Annotated in this window: 17 protein-coding genes and 1 pseudogene; 13 read left to right on the forward strand and 5 right to left on the reverse strand. The window is 69.1% G+C overall.

What is annotated here, in order from left to right:
- The first annotated feature begins 128 nt into the window (after nt 1-128).
- The 7 genes from EV648_RS07570 (at nt 129) to EV648_RS07600 (ending at nt 9,302) form a co-directional block, all read left to right on the forward strand.
- Nucleotides 129-944 (forward strand): hypothetical protein, encoded by an 816-nt coding sequence (locus tag EV648_RS07570; RefSeq protein ID WP_132189224.1) that lies wholly within the window; start codon nt 129-131, stop codon nt 942-944.
- A 35-nt stretch (nt 945-979) separates the two neighbouring features.
- Nucleotides 980-2,953, forward strand: a complete 1,974-nt coding sequence (locus EV648_RS44920; RefSeq protein ID WP_132286853.1) for an N-acetylmuramoyl-L-alanine amidase — start codon at nt 980-982, stop codon at nt 2,951-2,953.
- A 5-nt stretch (nt 2,954-2,958) separates the two neighbouring features.
- Nucleotides 2,959-3,456, forward strand: a complete 498-nt coding sequence (locus EV648_RS07580; protein ID WP_132286856.1) for a hypothetical protein — start codon at nt 2,959-2,961, stop codon at nt 3,454-3,456.
- Nucleotides 3,453-6,116: a hypothetical protein gene (locus tag EV648_RS07585; RefSeq protein ID WP_132286859.1), complete on the forward strand. Its 2,664-nt coding sequence runs from the start codon at nt 3,453-3,455 to the stop codon at nt 6,114-6,116. The genes EV648_RS07580 and EV648_RS07585 overlap by 4 nt, the downstream gene beginning before the upstream one ends.
- A gap of 1 nt (nt 6,117) precedes the next feature.
- Nucleotides 6,118-7,353, forward strand: coding sequence for a hypothetical protein (locus EV648_RS07590; RefSeq protein ID WP_132286862.1), 1,236 nt, complete (start codon nt 6,118-6,120; stop codon nt 7,351-7,353).
- A gap of 3 nt (nt 7,354-7,356) precedes the next feature.
- Nucleotides 7,357-8,811: a M20/M25/M40 family metallo-hydrolase gene (locus EV648_RS07595; protein WP_132286865.1), complete on the forward strand. Its 1,455-nt coding sequence runs from the start codon at nt 7,357-7,359 to the stop codon at nt 8,809-8,811.
- 98 nt (nt 8,812-8,909) lie between these two features.
- A complete protein-coding gene (locus EV648_RS07600) occupies nt 8,910-9,302 on the forward strand; it encodes a helix-turn-helix transcriptional regulator (RefSeq protein WP_132286868.1) in 393 nt (130 codons plus the stop codon).
- 415 nt (nt 9,303-9,717) lie between these two features.
- Here EV648_RS07600 and EV648_RS45105 read toward each other — a convergent pair.
- Nucleotides 9,718-10,155, reverse strand: a pseudogene (locus EV648_RS45105) (class I SAM-dependent methyltransferase); the annotation flags it as partial.
- A gap of 112 nt (nt 10,156-10,267) precedes the next feature.
- Between EV648_RS45105 and EV648_RS07610 the strand changes: the two are divergent.
- Both EV648_RS07610 and EV648_RS07615 read left to right on the forward strand, forming a co-directional pair.
- Nucleotides 10,268-10,945, forward strand: coding sequence for a helix-turn-helix domain-containing protein (locus EV648_RS07610; RefSeq protein WP_132286872.1), 678 nt, complete (start codon nt 10,268-10,270; stop codon nt 10,943-10,945).
- A gap of 89 nt (nt 10,946-11,034) precedes the next feature.
- Complete coding sequence (locus EV648_RS07615) at nt 11,035-11,394, forward strand: cupin domain-containing protein (RefSeq protein WP_132286875.1); 360 nt, start codon at nt 11,035-11,037, stop codon at nt 11,392-11,394.
- Between the two features lie 47 nt (nt 11,395-11,441).
- Here the strand turns inward: EV648_RS07615 and EV648_RS07620 are convergent, their stop codons facing one another.
- Nucleotides 11,442-12,323 (reverse strand): DUF427 domain-containing protein, encoded by an 882-nt coding sequence (locus EV648_RS07620; RefSeq protein ID WP_132286878.1) that lies wholly within the window; start codon nt 12,321-12,323, stop codon nt 11,442-11,444.
- A 109-nt stretch (nt 12,324-12,432) separates the two neighbouring features.
- Here EV648_RS07620 and EV648_RS07625 point away from each other — a divergent pair, with 109 nt between their 5' ends.
- From EV648_RS07625 to EV648_RS07635, 3 genes are read left to right on the forward strand one after another with little or no spacing between them, the layout of a single operon-like run.
- Nucleotides 12,433-13,014, forward strand: a complete 582-nt coding sequence (locus EV648_RS07625) for an ABATE domain-containing protein (RefSeq protein WP_199234484.1) — start codon at nt 12,433-12,435, stop codon at nt 13,012-13,014.
- A complete protein-coding gene (locus EV648_RS07630; RefSeq protein WP_241994956.1) occupies nt 13,014-13,841 on the forward strand; it encodes a pyridoxamine 5'-phosphate oxidase family protein in 828 nt (275 codons plus the stop codon). The genes EV648_RS07625 and EV648_RS07630 overlap by 1 nt, the downstream gene beginning before the upstream one ends.
- Nucleotides 13,841-15,598 carry an MOSC and FAD-binding oxidoreductase domain-containing protein gene (locus EV648_RS07635; protein WP_241994957.1) on the forward strand — a complete coding sequence of 586 codons (1,758 nt, stop codon included), beginning with the start codon at nt 13,841-13,843 and terminating at the stop codon, nt 15,596-15,598. Before EV648_RS07630 ends, EV648_RS07635 begins: the two co-directional genes overlap by 1 nt.
- A gap of 15 nt (nt 15,599-15,613) precedes the next feature.
- Here the strand turns inward: EV648_RS07635 and EV648_RS07640 are convergent, their stop codons facing one another.
- Entirely contained in the window at nt 15,614-16,006 is a 393-nt protein-coding gene (locus EV648_RS07640) for a VOC family protein (protein WP_132286881.1), read from the reverse strand.
- A 102-nt stretch (nt 16,007-16,108) separates the two neighbouring features.
- On the opposite strand from EV648_RS07640, the gene EV648_RS07645 reads away from it, so the two are divergent.
- A complete protein-coding gene (locus EV648_RS07645) occupies nt 16,109-16,615 on the forward strand; it encodes a tetratricopeptide repeat protein (RefSeq protein WP_199234485.1) in 507 nt (168 codons plus the stop codon).
- A 410-nt stretch (nt 16,616-17,025) separates the two neighbouring features.
- Here EV648_RS07645 and EV648_RS07650 read toward each other — a convergent pair whose 3' ends face one another.
- Together EV648_RS07650 and EV648_RS07655 are read right to left on the reverse strand one after the other, a co-directional pair.
- The gene (locus tag EV648_RS07650; RefSeq protein WP_199234486.1) at nt 17,026-17,730 is read right to left on the reverse strand and encodes a dihydrofolate reductase family protein; all 705 of its coding nucleotides are present in this window, start codon (nt 17,728-17,730) and stop codon (nt 17,026-17,028) included.
- Between the two features lie 102 nt (nt 17,731-17,832).
- Nucleotides 17,833-18,288, reverse strand: coding sequence for a rhodanese-like domain-containing protein (locus tag EV648_RS07655; protein ID WP_132286884.1), 456 nt, complete (start codon nt 18,286-18,288; stop codon nt 17,833-17,835).
- Nucleotides 18,289-18,319 lie beyond the last annotated feature (31 nt).

The raw sequence follows: 18,319 nt of genomic DNA on the forward strand, positions 1-18,319 counted from the left end.
CAACCCGACGCTCACCCCGAGCGCTGTCGCCCCGCAGGCCAGCTAGGCACCAACCAATCCGCCGCCGGCGGCCGCAGAGACCAGCGCCCACCAGCAGATCGACGTCCGAACCGAGTGGAGGGACGACCATGGCGTCCGTACTGAACCGCAACTACCCCGCGATCCAGGGCGAGTTCGAACTGGAGGACGAGTTCGAGACCGAGGAGGAGTTCGAGTTCGAGGACGAATTCGAAGCCGAGGACGAGAGCGAGTTCGAGGCGGAGGACGAGGACGAGGACTTCCTCGGCGCGATCGGCGGCATCGGCAAGGCGCTCGGCGGCCTGCTCGGTGGCGGCGACGGCGAGTACGAGGTGGAGTTCGAGTTCGAGGTCGAGGCGGAGACCGAGGAAGAGTCGGAGGAGGAGTACGAGGACGAGGCGTTCGTCAATCCCGTACGGCGGATCTACCCCGAGGCCGAGTTGATGGCCTACCTCTCGACGAAGGCGGCGCAGACCCAGAGCGAGGCCGAGGCCGAGGCATTCCTCGGCGCGCTGGTTCCGATCGCGTCCAAGCTCATCCCCCGGGCCGCGGGAGTCCTGGCCCGCAACGCCCCGGCGCTCATCCGCGGTACTTCGGCGCTGGGTCGCCGGCTGCGGCGCAACCCGGCGACGCGCAAGTACGTCACGGCGATGCCGGTGATCCTGCAGCGGACGGCGCAGAGCCTGGCGGACCAGGCCGCCTCGGGCCGGCCGATCTCGGCGAGCTCGGCAGTCTCGACGATGACCCGGATCGCGGGCCGGATGCTGCGTACGCCGCCCGAGCGGGACCGCGCCGTACGTGCGGTGAACACGTTCAACCGCCGGTACCGCCGGCGCGGTCGCAGGCCGTCCCCTGGTGCCACCTCACCTCGCCGACGGCGTCGGCCAGCCCCCTCTCGGGCCGCTCGGCGTTCTGTGCGGCGCTGACGACCAGCTGATCCGGGATCTCGGAGGGAGGGACGATGCCGTACCTGACGGACCTCGCGGGCGTCGCCCGCAAGACCAACCTCGAGGTGATCGAGGTACCCGGCTGGGAGACCCGGGGACGCGGCGAGATGAGCGACGTCCGCGCGGTGGTCTGCCACCACACGGCGACGCTGAACCGCACGGCGGACATGCCCTCGCTCGACATCCTGATCAACGGGCGGCCGGACCTCGCCGGACCACTCTCGCACTTCGGGCTCTCCCGCTCCGGGAAGGTCTACGTCATCGCCGCCGGTCGCTGCAACCACGCCGGGGCGGTGCAGAACCCGTCGTGGGGCAACAGCCACTCGATCGGTATCGAGGCGGAGGCGACCGGCACCGACGCGACCTGGCCCGAAGTACAGCTGGCCGCCTTCGCCCAGCTCTGCAGGGTCCTCATCGACCACTTCGGGCTCAGTGTGTCGGCCGTCCTCGGCCACAAGGACGTCGCCGACCCGCCCGGCCGGAAGATCGACCCCAACTTCGACATGCCCGCGTTCCGGGCACGGATCAGTGCGCTCAGCGGTACGCCGGCCCCGGCGCCGACTCCCACTCCTGTACCGACTCCGGCTCCGGCGCCCGCCCCGGCTCCGGCGCCGTCGTCGTCCTGGCTGTCCTGGCCGTCCTGGCTCCCGTCGATGCCGTGGTACGAGGGCGAGTCGATGAATGGCGCGGGTGCCGCCACACCGGTCGTGCGGCCGGGCAAGCCGCGCGCCGATCAGGACGTGCTCCCGGTCTACCTCTCCGGCCAGGCACTCAACGTGCGCCGGCATCTGAACGCGCTGCGCGACTTCCGGCGGGACGAGTTCGGCTCCCAGCCGGCGCGGCCGAGCGAGGGTCATGTGCAGGCGGTGAACGCGCTGCTGGCGACGCTGCGCGGACCGCTGAAGACCGTCGTCGAGCGGCTCGACCGCGCCTCGGATGCCGCCCAGACGCGGCCCTCCGAATCCCGGGTGGGCATCGCGATGGAGCTCAAGACCCAGGCACACGATCTGGTCCGCGCCACCGAACGCGTGTGGGACTTCTACTTCGAACTGTTCGGGCAGCGGCAGGGCGCGTTCGGCGAGTGGCTCGACGCCTGCGATCGGATCACGCTCGACTGCTACCAGCACGTGTTCATGCATCTGGGCAACGAGCGCAGCATCCCGTCGCCGCCACCGTTCTGCTACATGCGGACCGGCTTCTCACCGGCGACGTTCCGGCGCGGCATCCCGCTGCGCCGGCTCGGTCGGCAGGTCAACCCGTTCCCGCTCGTCCAACTCCCCTACCACCGGCTGGTCAACCCCTGGACGATGGGCGCGATCCTGCACGAGGTCAGCCACAACCTGCAGAACGAGTTGCAGCTCGAGCAGGCAGTCCCCTCGTCGATCGCGAGCCGGCTGCGCGAGGCCGGCATCCCGGAACCGGTGGCCTCGGTATGGGTCCGCTGGAACCGCGAGATCTTCGGCGACATGGTCGGCTGCCTTCTGGGTGGTGAAGCATTCGTCGCCTCACTGATGGACGTGATCGGCCGTACTTCGGCGCAGAGCCTGGGGTACTCGCCGCGCAGCGTGCACCCCACGCCGTACCTGCGCACCTTCCTGTCGTGCGAGCTGTTGCGCCGGATGGGGTTCCCGGAACGCGCCGCGGAGTACCGGCGGGCGTGGTCGCAGCTGTATCCGTCGCCACGCGAAGGGGCGCTGCCGCCGAAGCTGCTCGCCACGGCCGACCGCACGATCCCCGCGGTAGTCGAGGCCGTCTGCTACACGCGCTTCAACGGCCTGGGCGGCAAGGCGCTGCGCGACGTGATCTTCTTCGAGCCACGGCACCAGTCGATGATCGAGGAGGCGGGGCGCCGGCTCGCGAAGGGCGTCGACCCGGGCGTCGTACCGGAGCGGTTCCTCATCGGCGCGGTGCGCTCCGCGCTCGACCAGGGGCGGGCGGAGCCCGAGCGGCTGATGCGCAACTTCTACGTCCAACTGGCCAGGAGGTGACGGCCATGACCGTCGACGACAGCCGCGCGGGGTTGCATCGGGCCGTACAGGAACTCTGGCTCGCGGTGGCCGAGCTCGTCCTCAGCACCAACGACGACCAGCCGGAGGAGAGCGATCTCGCCTCCGCCGAGCACGTCGCGCAGTTGGCCGTAGAGATCCAGGGCCGGCTCGCGGAGGCACTCGACGTGTTCGTCGGCAGCCCGCCGGCCACCACGGAGGGCGTACTGCGGGAACTGTGCGACCTCGAGCGGCTCGTCCGCGAGGCCGGACTCATCTACTGGCGAGACCTCCGCGCGCACGACCCCGTCTACCAACTGCGCGGCTCCACCCGACGGCGGAGCGGCGCCTGGCCCTCGTGGTGGTCCGGCGTCGAGCAGAGCCTCGAACGCTGCGAGGAACCACTCGTCGCAGCCGGCGAAGCGGTCGGTGCCGCGCTGCATGAACTCGTGACCTCACCGCCCACCGAAACGACCAGGACGAACACCTCCAGGAGGTCGTCGTGACGAAAGACAAGAAGCAGCCAGGGCTCCCGGTCGTCGAGGTCGACCAGGCCTTCCCGCTGATGACGACGGACGGGGTGTCCCGCGCGTCGACCTCGACCGGGATCACAGGCGACCAGGGGCCGGCGGTCAGCGCGGCGATCCGGGACGTGCTGGGCTGGCGGCCCCGCGTCCAGGACCCCAAGGCGTTCACGGCCGCCCTGTCGGCGTCCTTCGAACTGTCGACCTTCGAGGACCACGTCATCGCCAAGTACGTACCGCGCGGCGTCGCAGTACAGGCCGACCTCGGCGGCGTCACCGGCGGCCAGGCATCCCTGTATCTGCGGGCCAAAGCCGCCCACGAGCAGATCACCCGGATGCTGGACAGCCTGCAGCCACTGCGAACGGACGCCGACCCGCAGGACTGCGAAGCGTACCGCGGCCTCGTCCGCGACTCGGTCCGCCGGATCGTCCTGGAACTGGGTCGCGAGGGCGGCCCGCGGGTCCCGCTGGTCGACTCCGCCTTCTCCGTACTGACCGGCTACCAGGCAACACCTTCGACGACCACGTCAGCCCCGTCGCCGCCTGCCAGCCGTCCGACGCTCGCTAACATCCTGCAACCGGCGGTTTCGTTCGGGAGCACCAACGGGCTGTTGGGCCAGGTGCCGACCGCTACAGCTGAGATCGATCCGGACAGCGTGCCCGGCCAACTCGGCGCCCTTCGCGACCGTTTCGGCCTGGACGACGACCACGTGAACACTGTGGACGAAGAGAAACAGCGGACGAGCTTCTGGACGCTGGTCGAACTCATCACCGACCTGCAGCGCTCGTGGGACACCCGGCGGCTGGACTTCACCCTCGGCGCCGGAAACGGCTTCCTGGGCACGGATCTCGTGCAGATCAGCCGGCTGCTCGCGGCGGCTTCGGAACAGGTCGACGAGTTCGAGGCAGTGCTCGACTCCGTACTCGTCTCCTCTGCCGAGCGGCAGACCGTCGTACTCGACCGGGGTACCGGGCTCACGCTCGACGACCTCGTGCAGTGGCTGCGGGTCTTCTTCACCGAGGACGGCCCGAACATCATCCGCGACACGGGCCGCGACGGACTCGTCTCGTCGTTCACCCCGACGGCAGCCGCGCTGCTGCTCACCTTGCGCGACAAGCTCGTACGCCGACTAGTCCCGTGCGGCGGTCCTTCGTGCGCCAGCGGCTGCCACTGCGGCTCGCGCGGCAAGGTCACGTGCATCCCACTGGGTTGCTGCACGCCGCTTCCTCCTGGCCTGTACGCGGGCCGGGTCAAGATCGCGGTGTCCACGCTCTGCGGGCTGGTGGAACGCCTTACCGCCAAGGCGCTCCGCATCGGCCGCTTCGCCGGCGCGGTGCTGCTGGATCTGTCTGTCGTGCCGTACGACGCCGCCTCGCATGCCGTTGGCGAGGTCGCCGGCGATGAGGACTTCGTGCGGGTCGAGGTACGAGGGCTGCATCTGCGCCCGAACTACATCCCGGCCTTCATTGCCCAAGGGGGCAACCCAGCGAACTTCGGATCGCTGGTGCTGCCGCTGCAAGGCAGCGCGAGCGCGGACGACGATCACATCTCGGGCATCTTCCAGGTGGCCGCGCTGCCGGATCCGCTCAAGGACTTGCTCCTGGGTACCCGCGGCGTGCTGATGGCTGCGAGCGAGGTACCGCTGGCGATCGTCGACGGCGAGCTGGGGCGCTTGGTTCAGGGCCCGACCGTGACAACGTGGCCGCACCTGAAGCCGGCGGGCGAGGTCGACGACGAGGGTGGTCCGGACGACTGGGAGGAGATCCCGCCGAACCAGCGGTTCGTTCCGCAGTCCCCGTTCGACCCCGTGGATCCCGAGATCGAGGACGAGTGCCTCGCCGACTGCGGCGAGGACTGCGCGGGGTGCGAGTGCGGCTGCCATGCTCTGAAGGTCGCCCGTTCGGGCGTCAGGCGATTGCGCGGGATCCTCACCGACGACGACGTGCGTGCCAGGGCTGGCGAGGTCCGCGACGACCTGCAGCGATCACGCGCCGACACGGTTCAGGGCCTGCTGTCGGTGTTGGAAGGCGACAGACTGACCGGCCTCGTCGACGCTGTGATCGCTGCCGACGGGCGACACGCCGAGAGGAAACAAGCCGAGATCCGCGCCGCCCGCGCCGAGGCCGAAGCAGACGAAGCCGTCAGGGCGGCGGAGGCTCGCGCGGCCGCCGCATGGGACGCGGCTGAACGGGCGAGGTCGGCTCAGGCTGACTTGGTCGCCCGCAGGGAGGAACTGCGCCGCGGACGAGCCGTCACGACTCCAGGAACACCTGTCGGGGAGCCGACGCCGTACGAGCAGGCGCAGTTCGAGCGGGAGCAGTTCGAGCGGGAGCAGTTCGAGCAGGGGCAGTACGAGCCGGGGCCGCACGAAGAGGCGTACCAGGTCGACGAAGAGTCGTTCCCGGTCGAGCCGACCGAGCCCGATCAGGGCGACGAGGTCGAAGAAGTCGAAGAGATCGTCGTCGAGGAGCCGGTCGTCTCCCCCAGGTCCGAGGCAGAGCTGGCCGCGCTGGGACGGCTGCGGGAGTTGGTCGACGAACAGAGCGGCAGGCTGGAGGCGCGGGTCAAGCAGATCCAGGATTCCGCGGAGGTCCGGCGTCTCGTCGTCGCCGTCTTGCGTGCGGACGAGAAGGAGCAGTGACATGCTTTCCGAGCGGGATTATCAGGATCTGCTGGATCGGATGCAGGCGTTGCGGAGTCAGGTTTCCGAGCGGCTGTCGGGGAGCCTGGTCTCGAATCCGGCGCTGGCCGAGGAGATCAATCGGCAGCTGGAGGATCTGGTCACCGCGGCGCGGGAGGCGGATGCGAGTGGGCCGATGCCGCCGGACCGGGGGCTGGCCGAATTGGTCGGTGTGGGGCCGGAGGCTGCGCAGAAGTTCGGTGACGTCAAGATCCCGCAGGGCGTCGTGGAGTACGACGAGAACGTCAACTCCGAGCGCGTTGTCGCCGTCGGGGATCTCTACTACATCTACCAGCACGAGCGGATCGGCGTGTTCAAGGTCGTGCAGAAGCTCAAGGAACTGTTCGAGGGCGGCGCGATCCGGCTGTCCGGCGGCGAGGGCGCGTACAAGCTCTACCAGTTCGACCGCCGTGACGTACTGCGGTACACCCGGAACGACCGGGTCGCCGCCTACCGCCGGGTGCTCGGCTACGGCCGCGGCCTCGGCGCCGGGCAGAGCCGGCCGAACACCGACTTCCACATGCTGTTCTCGCATTTCGTCAACCAGGTAACGCTGTTCTGGCGGGACAAGCGGATCAGCGACGTGATCCGGGAGCGGGCGCTGGACCCGAGCTTCGGATCGATCGCGGTGGTCCGCCGGGCCGGGCTCGACCTGCGGAACAACCTGAAGTTCACCTCGTACGGTCACCTGAACGTGCTGCGGGTCGAGGTCATGCAACTCCTGGAGGAGTGCTTCGGGATCCTCGGGTCGGAGGACGTCAAGGACCTGTTCGGCGCGGCCAACGCGTGGGACGTGGTCGACGAGGTCCTGATCCGGTACTTCGACGTACGGCTGCAGAGCAGTCCACGCCAGCGGATGGCGGTCAACGGGCGCGAGGTACTGCGCTGGCTGTCCGGCAACCACGTGATGGAGACCGGCCGCGGCCAGTTCGAGGCGCTGCTGATGGAGATCGCGGAACCGGCCGAGGAGTGGCTGACATCGGCACAGGCGATGAGCCTCGCCAAGCGCACTGGCACCGACCGCGTCATGCCGTGGGAACAGATGGGTCAAGCAGGCGTCGCCGCGCGGTACAGCGAGCGGTCGCCCGCGCAGATGCCACCGGCCGCACGAGCCGGCGGGCCGATCTACCCGCGCCGGAACGGCCTGGGCACGTACCGCGGCGGGCAGGGCGGCGTCCCCGCTCGGCCGCGCCGGTGAGAGGTGTTGCCGCCCGCGGTGCTCGGCACCGCCCGGCGGTGGCGCTCCGACCGGCTGGCCGAACTGCGGGCCTGGCTCGCGATCCCATCGGTGAGTGGAGACCCGGCGCGGGCGGCTGACGTCGCCCGCGCGGCTCGGTGGGTCGCGTCGTGGCAGCGTGCCCACGGCGCGAGGGTGGAGGTCGTGCCGACCAGCCGCGGGCGGGACGTAGTACTGGGTCATTGGGCTGCACCGCCGGGCGCGCCGCTTCTGGTGATCTACGGCCACTACGACGTGCAGCCCGCCGGGTCGGGGTGGTCGTCCGACCCGTTCACGCCGGTGGTTCGGGATGGCGTGCTTTATGCCCGGGGTGCCGGCGACGACAAGGGACAGCTGTTCGCGCACCTCTGTGCGCTGGACGCCTGGCGGCAGGCCGGGGTCCCGCCGATGCGGGTGCTCGTGATCGCGGAGGGAGCCGAAGAGGTGGGAAGCCCCGGGTTTGAAGCAGTACTGCGCAGGCTCGCTCGGCGAGTGAGGCCGCGGGCTGTGGTCGTGTCGGACACCGAGCGGGCCGCCGACGGCGCGCCCACCGTGACCGTCAGCCAGCGCGGTCACCTGGTCGGCCGGCTTGAGGTCGATACCGGTGGACCGGACGTGCACCCGGGCCGGCTCGGTGGCGCCGTCGTCGACCCCAGCCTGGTCCTGGCCGAGGCCCTGCTGGTACTGCGCGACGACCTACTCCCCCAACTCGACACCAACCCGGCGCAGGACCTCGGCGCCCACCTCGCGCAGTACAACGGCGCCCGCGCGGCGCAGTACGTCGAGGTGCGCACGGACGCGGCCGTCGCGAGGGCTGCAGGGGGTCGGGCCATGATCGGGGCCGGGCTGGATGAGCGGATCACCCTGCGCGGCGCGCTCGACGTCACCCGGCTCACCACCGAGGCGCGGGGTGGCGCAGTACCGGCCCGGAGTGCGGCGCGGATCGACCTCCGGCTGCCGCCACGAGCGGACCCGGCCGCCGTACTGCGCCGCGCGCGTCGGTTGCTCGACGGGCTCGCTCCCCCCGGGACCACTTTGCGACTCCGTGTCGCCGCAACCACCCCGGGAGTGGCAACGATGCCGGATGCAGCTATCCGACGAGCTGCCGATGAAGCGTGTGTGGTTGGTTTTGGGCGAGCACCGACGTATGTGCGGTCCGGCGGGACCGTGCCCGCAGTGGGCATGATGGCTCGCGCCTTCGGGATTCGCCCACTGCTGTTGGGGTTTGGGACCCCCGACGGCAACGCGCACGGACCGGACGAGGCGATGGATCTGCGCGGCTGGGCGGCCGCTGTGGACACTTCCGCGGCATTTCTTTTCACATTTGCCCGGCAAATTCGCGCCGGTCCTGTTTCCGCGGGGCTCCAAAGAGATCACCATGAGGAGAGCCGACGGATTCGCTCCGGCGCTCTCTCGGCGCGCATCGAGGGGGATGAGTGATGAGTGCGACAGCTGTGCCGATGTCAGCCCGGCGAGACGGCCCCAAAGCCGACCCGCCACCAGGACCGCCTCGAGCCCGTACCACGGAGCCCGCGCACATGGCGGTCCTGAGACAGCACATCGTCGCGGCACTGCGAGCGATGCTCGATCAGGTCGAGCTTCGCGCCATCACCGCGAGAACGACCGAGAACGGTGTCTCCGTGATGCTGGAGCACGACAACGTCCGGTGCGTACTCGTCGTCTCCCCGCAGGTACCCCGACATTCGCTCAGCCCGCGGGAGCTGCAGATCGCCCAGCTGGTCGCGGACGGCGCCACCAACCGCGCCATCGCCACCTCGCTCGACATCAGCCCCTGGACCGTGTCGACGCACATGCGCCGCATCTTCGCGAAGCTCGACGTTTGCAGCCGGGCCGAGATGGTGGCCCAGTTCTTCGGCGGCGGCGAACCAGGCCGGCCGACAATTCCGGGGCGGCGCGACTCTCTCGATTAGCGGGTGCCGGTGATGACCAGCATTTCGCAGGGGCCGGTGAAGCCTGTGGGGGTTCGAACTGAGTTAGTTCGGTGGTGATCTCGTGCCAGGCTGCTGCGCGGTCTGAGTCGTCGAGGCGGGAAAGCATTTGGCGGAGGGCGCCGAAGGATTCGCGTTCGAAGCGGACACAGTCGGCGGCGGTCGGGAGGCGGACCGGCGAGGGGACCGTGGTCACGGTGATGTCGTGGAAGCCCGCTGCGGAGAAAGCCTTCTCGGCGACGCCTGGGCTGCCGAGGCTGAAGGGCCCTGGCTGACCGGGCGCCGGTGCGGGGAGTTCCGCCCGGCGGCGGATGATGCCTACCGGGATCGAGAAGAACCCGTTGCGGTCGGGAGTGGAGTACACGACCGCCGAGAACCTGCCGCCGGGGCGGAGTGCTCGATGGATGCCGGTCAGCGCGGCCTGCCGATCCGGGAAGTAGATCAGGCCGACCCGGGAGATCGCAGCGTCGAAGCTGCCTTCTTCGAGCTCGAACAGGTCCTCGCCGTCGGCCTCCAACGTCTGCACCGTCGAAAGGCCTGCCTCGGACGCGACGCGAGCGGCGTACTCGAGGATGGCCGGCGAGATGTCGGTGGCCAGCACGCGGCCGGCCGGCCCGACCAGTCGCGCGGCGGCGAGCGTCTGCCCACCTGCTCCGGCAGCGACATCGAGAACGCGGTCACCGTCGCCGATACCGGCGGCGCGGAGCATGGCAGCGGTCGCTTCACCGAGCCAGTCCTCGATCGTCGGCCCCCATCGGTGCCAGGCCTCCGCGGCCTCCTCCCACTGTGCGCGGGTGGTCCGCTTGAACACGATCGGGTCGAAGCTGATGGTCATGGTGTCCCCTCCGTCTGATGAGGGTTCCAATGCATCACCGGGCCGAGGTGCTTCCTAGTACAGGTTCTGGACTCAGCTGGTACAACTCCTGGACCTGGCCGCACAATGAGCCATGCGAGACTACGGGCAGTACTGTCCGGTCGCACTGGCGAGCGCGGTACTGGCGGACCGGTGGATGCCGCTGATCGTGCGCGAGCTGGTGCTCGGCAGCCGGCGGTTCAACGACATCGATCGCGGGCTCCCCGGCATCTCGCGGACGCTGCTCAAGCAGCGCCTCCACCACCTGGAGCGCAAGGGTGTGCTGCAGCGAGTCCCGGTCGCGCGCGGCCACGAGTACCAACTGACCCCGGCCGGCCGCGACCTCGAAGGCGTGATCATGGCCATCGGCGAGTGGGCGGTGCGATGGATGTTCACCGAACCGCAGCCGAGCGAGGTCGATCCGATCACGCTGACCTGGTGGATGTCGCGCCGGGTCAACCGTGACGAACTGCCCGTGAAGCGGGTCAACATCGAGTTCGACTACCGCGGTGACGATCCGACCCGGATCTGGATCATCCTCGACCGGCAGGAAGCATCCGTCTGCACGGAGCATCCCGGGTTCACCTCGGACGTCGTCGTGACCACTGAACCCGTCGACCTCATGCGGGTCTTCTCAGGCATCATCACCCTGACCCAGGCCACCGCCGATGGCACCGTCGCCCTCGCCGGTCCCCCAAGCCTGCTGCGCGCCCTTCCCACCTGGTTCCTGTGGAGCCCGTTCGCTCCCGCCGTACGAGAACGGATCGGCTAGGCCTGGTGGCTCTTTTCCCTGCGACGACTCTCTCGCGGGGTAGCTTCGATTTCGTACTGCGGCGCGCCGGCTAGAGGGAGGACAGCGAGATGAGTCAGGTAGACGTCAGTGAACTCGTCATCCGTCGCCAGGACGGGCGGGAGGACGGAGAGGACTGGACCGAGAACTACGAGGAACTACCGGGAGCGGCCGGGATCTCGATCATTCTCGAGTCGACCTCGAAGGAGGGCGTCGGCCCTCGGCTGCACCGCCACCCGTACGCGGAGACCTTCATCATCCGGAAGGGCTCGGCCAACTTCACCATCGGCGACGAACGCGTCCTGGGCACCGCCGGCCAGATCCTGGTCGTCCCGGCCGGCGTAGCCCACAAGTTCGCCACCGGCCCCGGAGGCTACGAAGCCGTCCACATCCACGCCAACTCCCGCTTCGAAACCGAGTGGCTGGAGTAGCCGCCGGCCCACCGAAGGCTTTCCCCATCACTGTCTGTCACCGAAGGTCACGGTAGGTCAGGCACCGGCCGGACTGCCGCCACTTCGTCGATGTCGAGGCCGCGGTCGATGCCGTGCGGGCGGACCTGCTGACCTGGTTCGAGCTTCAGGACCACGCCGTCGAGGGAGACCTCGACCTTGTCTGGCTCGAAGGACACCAGGTCAGACACTCGGTCGACCTCCGTGTAGGCGTCGCGGTACGACCAGGCCGCGCGACCCGCAGTACCGACGTCGTAGTAGTCGGCGAGTCCCTTGTACGGGCAGAACGTCTGACCGCTGACGGCAGTCAGCGCGTCGCCGGCGATGTCAGCTCGCGGCACATACCACCGCGGCGCGAAGCCCGACTCGTAGAGCACCACCGGCCGCGTCGTGTCCGCCACCACCTGCCCACCGGCCCGTACTACGAGGTGGCGCGAGGTCTGCCGGATGTCGATCCGGTGATAGGCGTCCGCGGCATGTCCGAGGATGCGCTCGTCCTCTTCGTAGAAGCCGTCCATCGCCCGCCAGGCGAAGGCGACCCGTCCTGCCAGTTCACCGGCGTGCGCGGGGAGGTCGACGTGCTCCCAGGCGGCGCGTTCCGCTTGGCGGTCGTCGAGGCCCACCGTGAACCACGCGGTGGCACCGAGGTCACGGTGCCGGGTCTGCCGGTCGCCGCCGGACAGCGCGTCCAGCCGGATGTCCTTCCGTGGGAAGTAGGCCACCGGGTAGCGGCCGGGCTCGTGCAGGAGCAGCACATCCTCGCTGTCGGCGATCCACTCGCCGGCGAACTTCACCCGCATCCGGCGCCGCAGGCGCTCGGCGTACAGCAGCCGCTCGGGCAGCGGCTCGGGTGTGAGGAACCTTCCCACCGCGCCGCCGCTCAGCGGACCTTGTTGCCAGGACAGACCCATGATCGTTCTCCTTCACCAGAAGCTCTAACGGATAAAAGGACAGTAAAATCATTAGTCAATCTTTGGCAAGGCGTTGTGTTCGCCGTCTCCTAATGCCTAAAGTGACCTCATGACCATGAGTCCGAGTGTCGATGACCTGCTGGCGGCCGGCTTCGCGATGGGCGGGGAGCGGCTGGTGGCGATCGATCTGGTCGACACGCTGATGCTGGCGGTCGACCCGCCTGTCGACCTGCTCGAGTCGCCCGACCAGCAGGCGGCGTGGTGGCAGCTGCAGGCACCCAGGCTGCCGGCCGGGCCGATGCCCGAGGAAACGGCCGTCCGCAGGCTGCGCGCCGCGATCCGCGACGTCCTGGACGCGCGGCTCGAACAGCGGAGCCCAGCGCGGAGCTCGATCGACGACATCAACGCCGCTTCGGCGGCGGCGCCTTCGAGCCTGCGCCTGCTACCGGAAGGCGAGGTCGAGACGCGCTGGCACACGGAGTACGGCGGGAACGCGGCGCTGGCGGCGATCGCCCGCGAGGTGATCGAGCTGATGGGTGACGCCGAGCGGCTGAGCACGTTGCGCAGGTGCGCGAATCCCAACTGCTCCATGCTCTTCCTGGCTGAGCGCTCGCGCCGGCAGTGGTGTATCGGGAGCGTCTGTGGGAACAGGACCAGGGTTGCCCGGCACTACGAGAAGACGAGGCGGTGATGAGCGCCATCGGGTTCCACGAGGGCGAGCTGAGCGTGCAGCGCAAGGCCGGCGTCTCGCACGACGCGGCCAGGCTGGAAGGGATGTTGCGGCCCGCGCTGCTCGAAGGTGGCGCGAAGAAGTTCCTGGCCCAGCGCGAGTTCGTGGCGATCACCGCGCGGGACGCGGACGGCCGGATGTGGACGACGGCGCTGACCGGCCAACCGGGCTTCCTCGACGCCGCGGGCACGACGTTGACCGTGCACACGGCGCCGGGCACGGGCGATCCGTTGTACGGACTTCCCGCTCACCAGCAGGTCGGAGTGCTCGTCATCGAACTGGCGATCCGCCGGCGGGTGCGGATCAACGGCGAGCTCGTCAGGTCCGCGAGCGACGAGCTCGAGATCGCCGCGGAACAGGCATACGGGAACTGCCCTCAATACATCCACCCGCACACGATCACGCAGCCCGCTTCCGGCCTCCCAGTGGTGACCGACGGGACGCTTGGCGAAATGGAGACCGCACTGATCGAGTCGGCGGACACCTTCTTCCTCGGCACCTCGCACCCCACGCGTGGCGCCGACACGTCGCACAAGGGTGGCGAGCCGGGGTTCGTGCGGATCGACGGCGCGGACCTGTGGTGGCCGGACTTCCCGGGCAACAACATGTTCAACAGCCTGGGCAATATCGCTGTTGATCCGACCACCTCGCTGCTCTTCCTCGACTTCGGGACCGGTACCGCGCTGCATCTCTCCGGCACCGCGACCCTCCAATGGGACGCCCCGGGTGAGACCGGCCGGGCGGTCCGCTTCCACCCGACCCGCGCCGTGTTGAACAGTTGGGGCTGATGATGGCGACACTTCGCTCACTCAACGTCGGAATGCCGAAGGACGTCGACTGGCACGGCCGGACCGTGCACACCGGGATCTGGAAGGCACCGGTCGACGGGCCGCGGATGGTCCGCCGTCTCAACATCGACGGCGACGGCCAGGGCGACCTGAACGGGCACGGCGGCGAGATGCGGGCGGTCCTCGTCTACGAGCTCGATTCGTACGACTACTGGCAGCGGCATTTCGGCCGCGACGACTTCAGCTACGGCCAGTTCGGCGAGAACTTCACGGTCGACGGGCTGCCGGACGACGAGGTCTGCGTCGGCGATCGGTACCGGATCGGTGAGGCCGAGTTCGAGGTCACCCAGCCGCGCGTCACCTGCTACCGGGTCGGGATGCGGATGGGCGAGCCCGAGCTGCCCTCGCTGCTGGTGGCGCATCGCCGCCCAGGCTTCTACCTGCGTGTCATCAAAGAGGGCCGCGTACAGGCGGGCGACGAGATCGTCCGCACGCGGGTCGGCCCGGAAGAGCTGTCGGTCGCGGACATCGATGCTCTCCTCTATCTCCCCGACCGCGACGAGGCCAAGCTCCGCGCCAGCCTCAACATCCCCGCCCTCAGCCCCGGCTGGCAACAATCCTTCCGCGAACTGGTGGAAGCGCTCGAGACCGGTACGCCGACCGCCGACGGCCGGAACGCCAGCCCGTACTCCGAGCCGCAGCCCGGCCCGTCCTCCGGGGCGGCCGAGGTCGACGGCCAGGCGGCTGGCGTGGTCGCCGACTGGCCGGGATTCCGTCCGCTCACGGTGAGCGCGGTGACCCGCGAGAGCGACACGGTCCGCTCGATCTACCTCGAGTCCGCAGACGGGGAGCCGCTGCCGGCCGCGCGTCCCGGGCAGTTCTTGGTGATCCGTTTCGGTGACCAGGGCATCCGGAGCTACTCGCTCTCCTCGGCGCCCGGCTCATCGACGTACCGGATCAGCGTCAAGCGCGAGGGTGTGGTGAGCACCTACATCCACGAGCACCTGACTGCGGGGATGACGGTCGAAGCGGCCGCACCGCGCGGGGAGTTCGTGCTGACTGAAGAGCCCGGGCCGGTAGTACTGGTCTCGGCGGGGATCGGCATCACGCCGGTCATGGCGATGCTCCACCGACTCGCGGACGAGCGGAGTCGACGGTCTGTCTGGTGGATCCACATCGCGCGAAGCCCGGAGCAGCAGGCGTTCGCGACAGAGGCTGCTGGGCTGATCGGATCGCTGACGGACGTCCATCCGCAGGTCTTCTTCACGGCAGGCGGCCATCGGCCGGGCAGGGAACAACTCGCCCGGTTGGGGATCCCGCGGGGCGCGTCGGCGTATGTCTGTGGACCAGCCGGATTCATGGAGGAGATGCGTGTGCTGCTCACCGACCTCGGAGTCAGCGAGGTCCGAACGGAGTTGTTCGGGGCGCTCCCCTCGATCAACCCGGGTCTGACGGATGCTCGCGAGGTACAGCCTCATCCGCCCGTAGGCGAGCCGGGGACCGGGCCTCTCATCACCTTCTCGCGTAGCGGTCTGTCGGTGCCGTGGTCGGATCAGCACTCGTCGCTTTTGGAACTCGCGGACGCGTGCGACGTACCGACGCGGTGGTCCTGCCGGACGGGCGTCTGTCACACCTGCGTGACCCCGTTGATCTCCGGCGAGGTCAGCTATCGGCCGCAACCGCTGGAACCTCCGGCCGTCGGCGAGGTGCTGCCCTGTTGCGCACGCCCCACCGGCGACCTGGTGCTCGATCTCTGAGCTCCAACTGGCGTTTTACTTCGCGATCTCCCAGACGTGGCCGGCCGGGTCGGCGAAGGCCGCGGTGCGGATGCCCCACGGCCGGTCCATCGGGCCGTTCACGAACTCGACGCCGCGGCTGGTGAGTTCGGCGTGCAGGGCGTCGACGTCCTCCACCTCGACGGTGAGCTGGAACCTTCGGCCTGCGTCGGCGCCACCGACCGGGGCGGGCGCGATCAACTCGGGCGCCGAGGCGACGTCCAGCAGGTTCACCATCAGGTCGCCGAACTTGAAGACCGCCGAAGCGTCGTCCTCGTACGCCACCGGCAGCCCGAACGTCTCCCGGTAGAACTGTTTGCAGCCCGCCAGATCCTCCACGAACAACGTGATCGCGGTTACGCCTCGCGGCCACCCACCCTGCTCAGTCATCACTGTCTCCTCTTCCGCCGGCTATCGCTTGCGCAAGCCACGTCGGAACGGGCCTGGCGACCTCGACATTCTGCCCCGGCGGCCGCGAGGCATGATGGAAGCGTGAGTGACGAACTGACGCCGGACCTGGCCGCGACCATCGAGGAGGCGTTCGCCCGGCGGGACCGGTCGAACATGCAGCCGACGATCGACTTCTTCGAGAACCTGCTGGCCGAGCATCCCGGCAACCCGTACGTGCTGTACGAGGTGGGCGGTTCGTACGACACCGCCGGCCAGGAGGAGAAGGCCATCGGGTACTACGAGCAGGCACTCCCGGGGCTCAGTGGTGAGACCAAGCGGAAGTGCCTGCTGCAGTACGGGAGCACGCTGCGCAACCTCGACCGGTTCGACGAGTCGCTCGAGGTGTTCAAGCAGGCGTGCAAGGAGTTCCCGGAGTCGGACTCGCTGCGCGTGTTCAAGGCGCTGACCCTGCAGGCGTCCGGCCGCGGGGACAAGGCACTCGCCACGCTGCTGCTACTCGTTGCCGACCGCATCGACACCGCCGAGATCAAGCGCTATGAGGCAGCGATCCGCGGCAACGCCGAATACCTCGCGACCCGCGAACCCTGAGACCAGCAATCCGGGCCATCGCTGCAGCCGGCCAGGACGCTGGTGGCGCCCCCGGCCGAGTGGTGCCGACGGCGGTGGTTGTGGCAGCAGCGGCGGTTGTGGTGGCGGCAGCGGTGGTTGTGGGGGTGGGGACACCAAGCCGGGAACTCGGACACGTTATTCCCTGTCCGAAGTCCCCGTTCCCTGTCCGGGGTCCCCGTTCCCAGTCCGGGGTCCCATTTCCTGTCCGGGGTCCCCGTGCCCTGTCCGAGGCCCCGGTTCCCTGTCCGGGGTCCCCGTTCCCTGTCCGGGTCCCTGTTTCTTGTCCGAGGTCCCCGGATGGTGGTCGGACTCACCACAAGCGCTCGGCCGAGCAGACACCCCGACGGGCTGACGGCTGGTGGGTGGCCCGCACCGCCAGCACTCACCAACTACGCCCGGCCCTCTGGCGCGCCGCCTGGCGACGGCGGGCTCGTGAGCAATCGGCGAGGTTGCTGAGTGGTGGCGGTCCGCTGGATCACCCAGCCTGCGCCGGCGGCGGCGTCAGGCTCGGTAGTGGAGGCCGACTGCTCCGTGCTCGAGGGTGGTCGTCTCGGCGAGACGCCACTTCGACTCGGGCAGGTCGTCGGTAAGAGGCGGAGCCCGCCGCCCAGGATCGTCGGCACAACAGCAACCCGGAGGTCGTCGACGAGCCCCGCGCGGAGCAGCGCCTGGATGATGCTGGCGCTGTTGATCGCGAGGATGTCGCGGCCGGGCGCCGCCTTCAACTCCCGCACGGTCCCTTCCAGATCGTCCGAGACCCGGGAGTTCTCCCACTTCGTGTCCGCCAGCGTCCGCGAGAACACCACCTTCTCCACGGAATCGAGCCACTGACCGAGCGCCCGGGTCCGGTCGTCCGTCGCTGGATCGCGGGTGATCCCCGGCCAGACCGAGAAGAATCCCTCGTAATTCGTCCGCCCGAGCAGCGCCGTGTCAGCGCCGCGCCAGATCGACTCGAAGTACGCGAGGGTCTGTTCCTGCATCGCGTGCTCGTACAGCCAGGTGTCGTGCTCCGGTCCTTGTGGTCCGCTGGTGTACCCGTCCAGCGAAAGGCTCGTCCACGCGACCAGCCGGCGTCCTGCTGTCTTGTCAGGCATGACTCAATCCCCGTCTCTCGACACCGTGTACGTCGGAGTCGGTTCGGGTTTCTCGACACGCCAGTGCCCTGCGACGCAGGGCACTGGCGTGTAGCGCTTGAGTCAGCAGGCGCAGGCGATGCCGGTGGGCGCGGTGAGCGGGTCTGACGGCCGTCGGGTGATGCCTTCGGACGTCTCGACGGGCAGACCTTCGCGGGTCCAGTACTCGAACCCGCCGATCATCTCCTTGACGGGATAACCCAGCTTCGCGAACTCGAGCGCCGCCCTGGTCCCGCCATTGCACCCAGGACCCCAGCAATACGTCACCACCGCAGTACCAGCCGGTACTACGGACGCGGCGCGGGCGGCGACCTCGTTGGTCGGCAGGTGGATCGCTCCGGCTACGTGGCCCTGGTCCCAGCTCTCCTGGCTGCGGCTGTCCACCAGCACCCAGCCGACGACACCGGCCCCGATGTCGGCAGCGACGTCGGACGGGTCGGTCTCGAACGCCAGACGTCCGGCGAAGTGCGCGATCGCCTGGTCCTGGGCGGCAGCCAGGGTGTTCAGAACTGTCGACATACTCGGATCTCCTTCACGGTCAGGTCGGAGA

Origin of the sequence: Kribbella sp. VKM Ac-2568 (assembly GCF_004345365.1) — a bacterium.
In the GTDB taxonomy this organism is placed as follows: Bacteria; Actinomycetota; Actinomycetes; order Propionibacteriales; family Kribbellaceae; genus Kribbella; species Kribbella orskensis.

Excerpts from the sequence above, each read along its gene's own strand:
- EV648_RS07570 (WP_132189224.1), top strand. The coding sequence starts at position 129 with ATGGCGTCCGTACTGAACCGCAACTACCCCGCGATCCAGGGCGAGTTC.
- EV648_RS44920 (WP_132286853.1), top strand. The coding sequence starts at position 980 with ATGCCGTACCTGACGGACCTCGCGGGCGTCGCCCGCAAGACCAACCTC.
- EV648_RS07580 (WP_132286856.1), top strand. The coding sequence starts at position 2,959 with ATGACCGTCGACGACAGCCGCGCGGGGTTGCATCGGGCCGTACAGGAA.
- EV648_RS07590 (WP_132286862.1), top strand. The coding sequence starts at position 6,118 with ATGCTTTCCGAGCGGGATTATCAGGATCTGCTGGATCGGATGCAGGCG.
- EV648_RS07600 (WP_132286868.1), top strand. The coding sequence starts at position 8,910 with ATGGCGGTCCTGAGACAGCACATCGTCGCGGCACTGCGAGCGATGCTC.
- EV648_RS07610 (WP_132286872.1), top strand. The coding sequence starts at position 10,268 with ATGCGAGACTACGGGCAGTACTGTCCGGTCGCACTGGCGAGCGCGGTA.
- EV648_RS07615 (WP_132286875.1), top strand. The coding sequence starts at position 11,035 with ATGAGTCAGGTAGACGTCAGTGAACTCGTCATCCGTCGCCAGGACGGG.
- EV648_RS07620 (WP_132286878.1), bottom strand. The coding sequence starts at position 12,323 with ATGGGTCTGTCCTGGCAACAAGGTCCGCTGAGCGGCGGCGCGGTGGGA.
- EV648_RS07625 (WP_199234484.1), top strand. The coding sequence starts at position 12,433 with ATGACCATGAGTCCGAGTGTCGATGACCTGCTGGCGGCCGGCTTCGCG.
- EV648_RS07630 (WP_241994956.1), top strand. The coding sequence starts at position 13,014 with ATGAGCGCCATCGGGTTCCACGAGGGCGAGCTGAGCGTGCAGCGCAAG.
- EV648_RS07635 (WP_241994957.1), top strand. The coding sequence starts at position 13,841 with ATGATGGCGACACTTCGCTCACTCAACGTCGGAATGCCGAAGGACGTC.
- EV648_RS07640 (WP_132286881.1), bottom strand. The coding sequence starts at position 16,006 with ATGACTGAGCAGGGTGGGTGGCCGCGAGGCGTAACCGCGATCACGTTG.
- EV648_RS07650 (WP_199234486.1), bottom strand. The coding sequence starts at position 17,730 with ATGCCTGACAAGACAGCAGGACGCCGGCTGGTCGCGTGGACGAGCCTT.
- EV648_RS07655 (WP_132286884.1), bottom strand. The coding sequence starts at position 18,288 with ATGTCGACAGTTCTGAACACCCTGGCTGCCGCCCAGGACCAGGCGATC.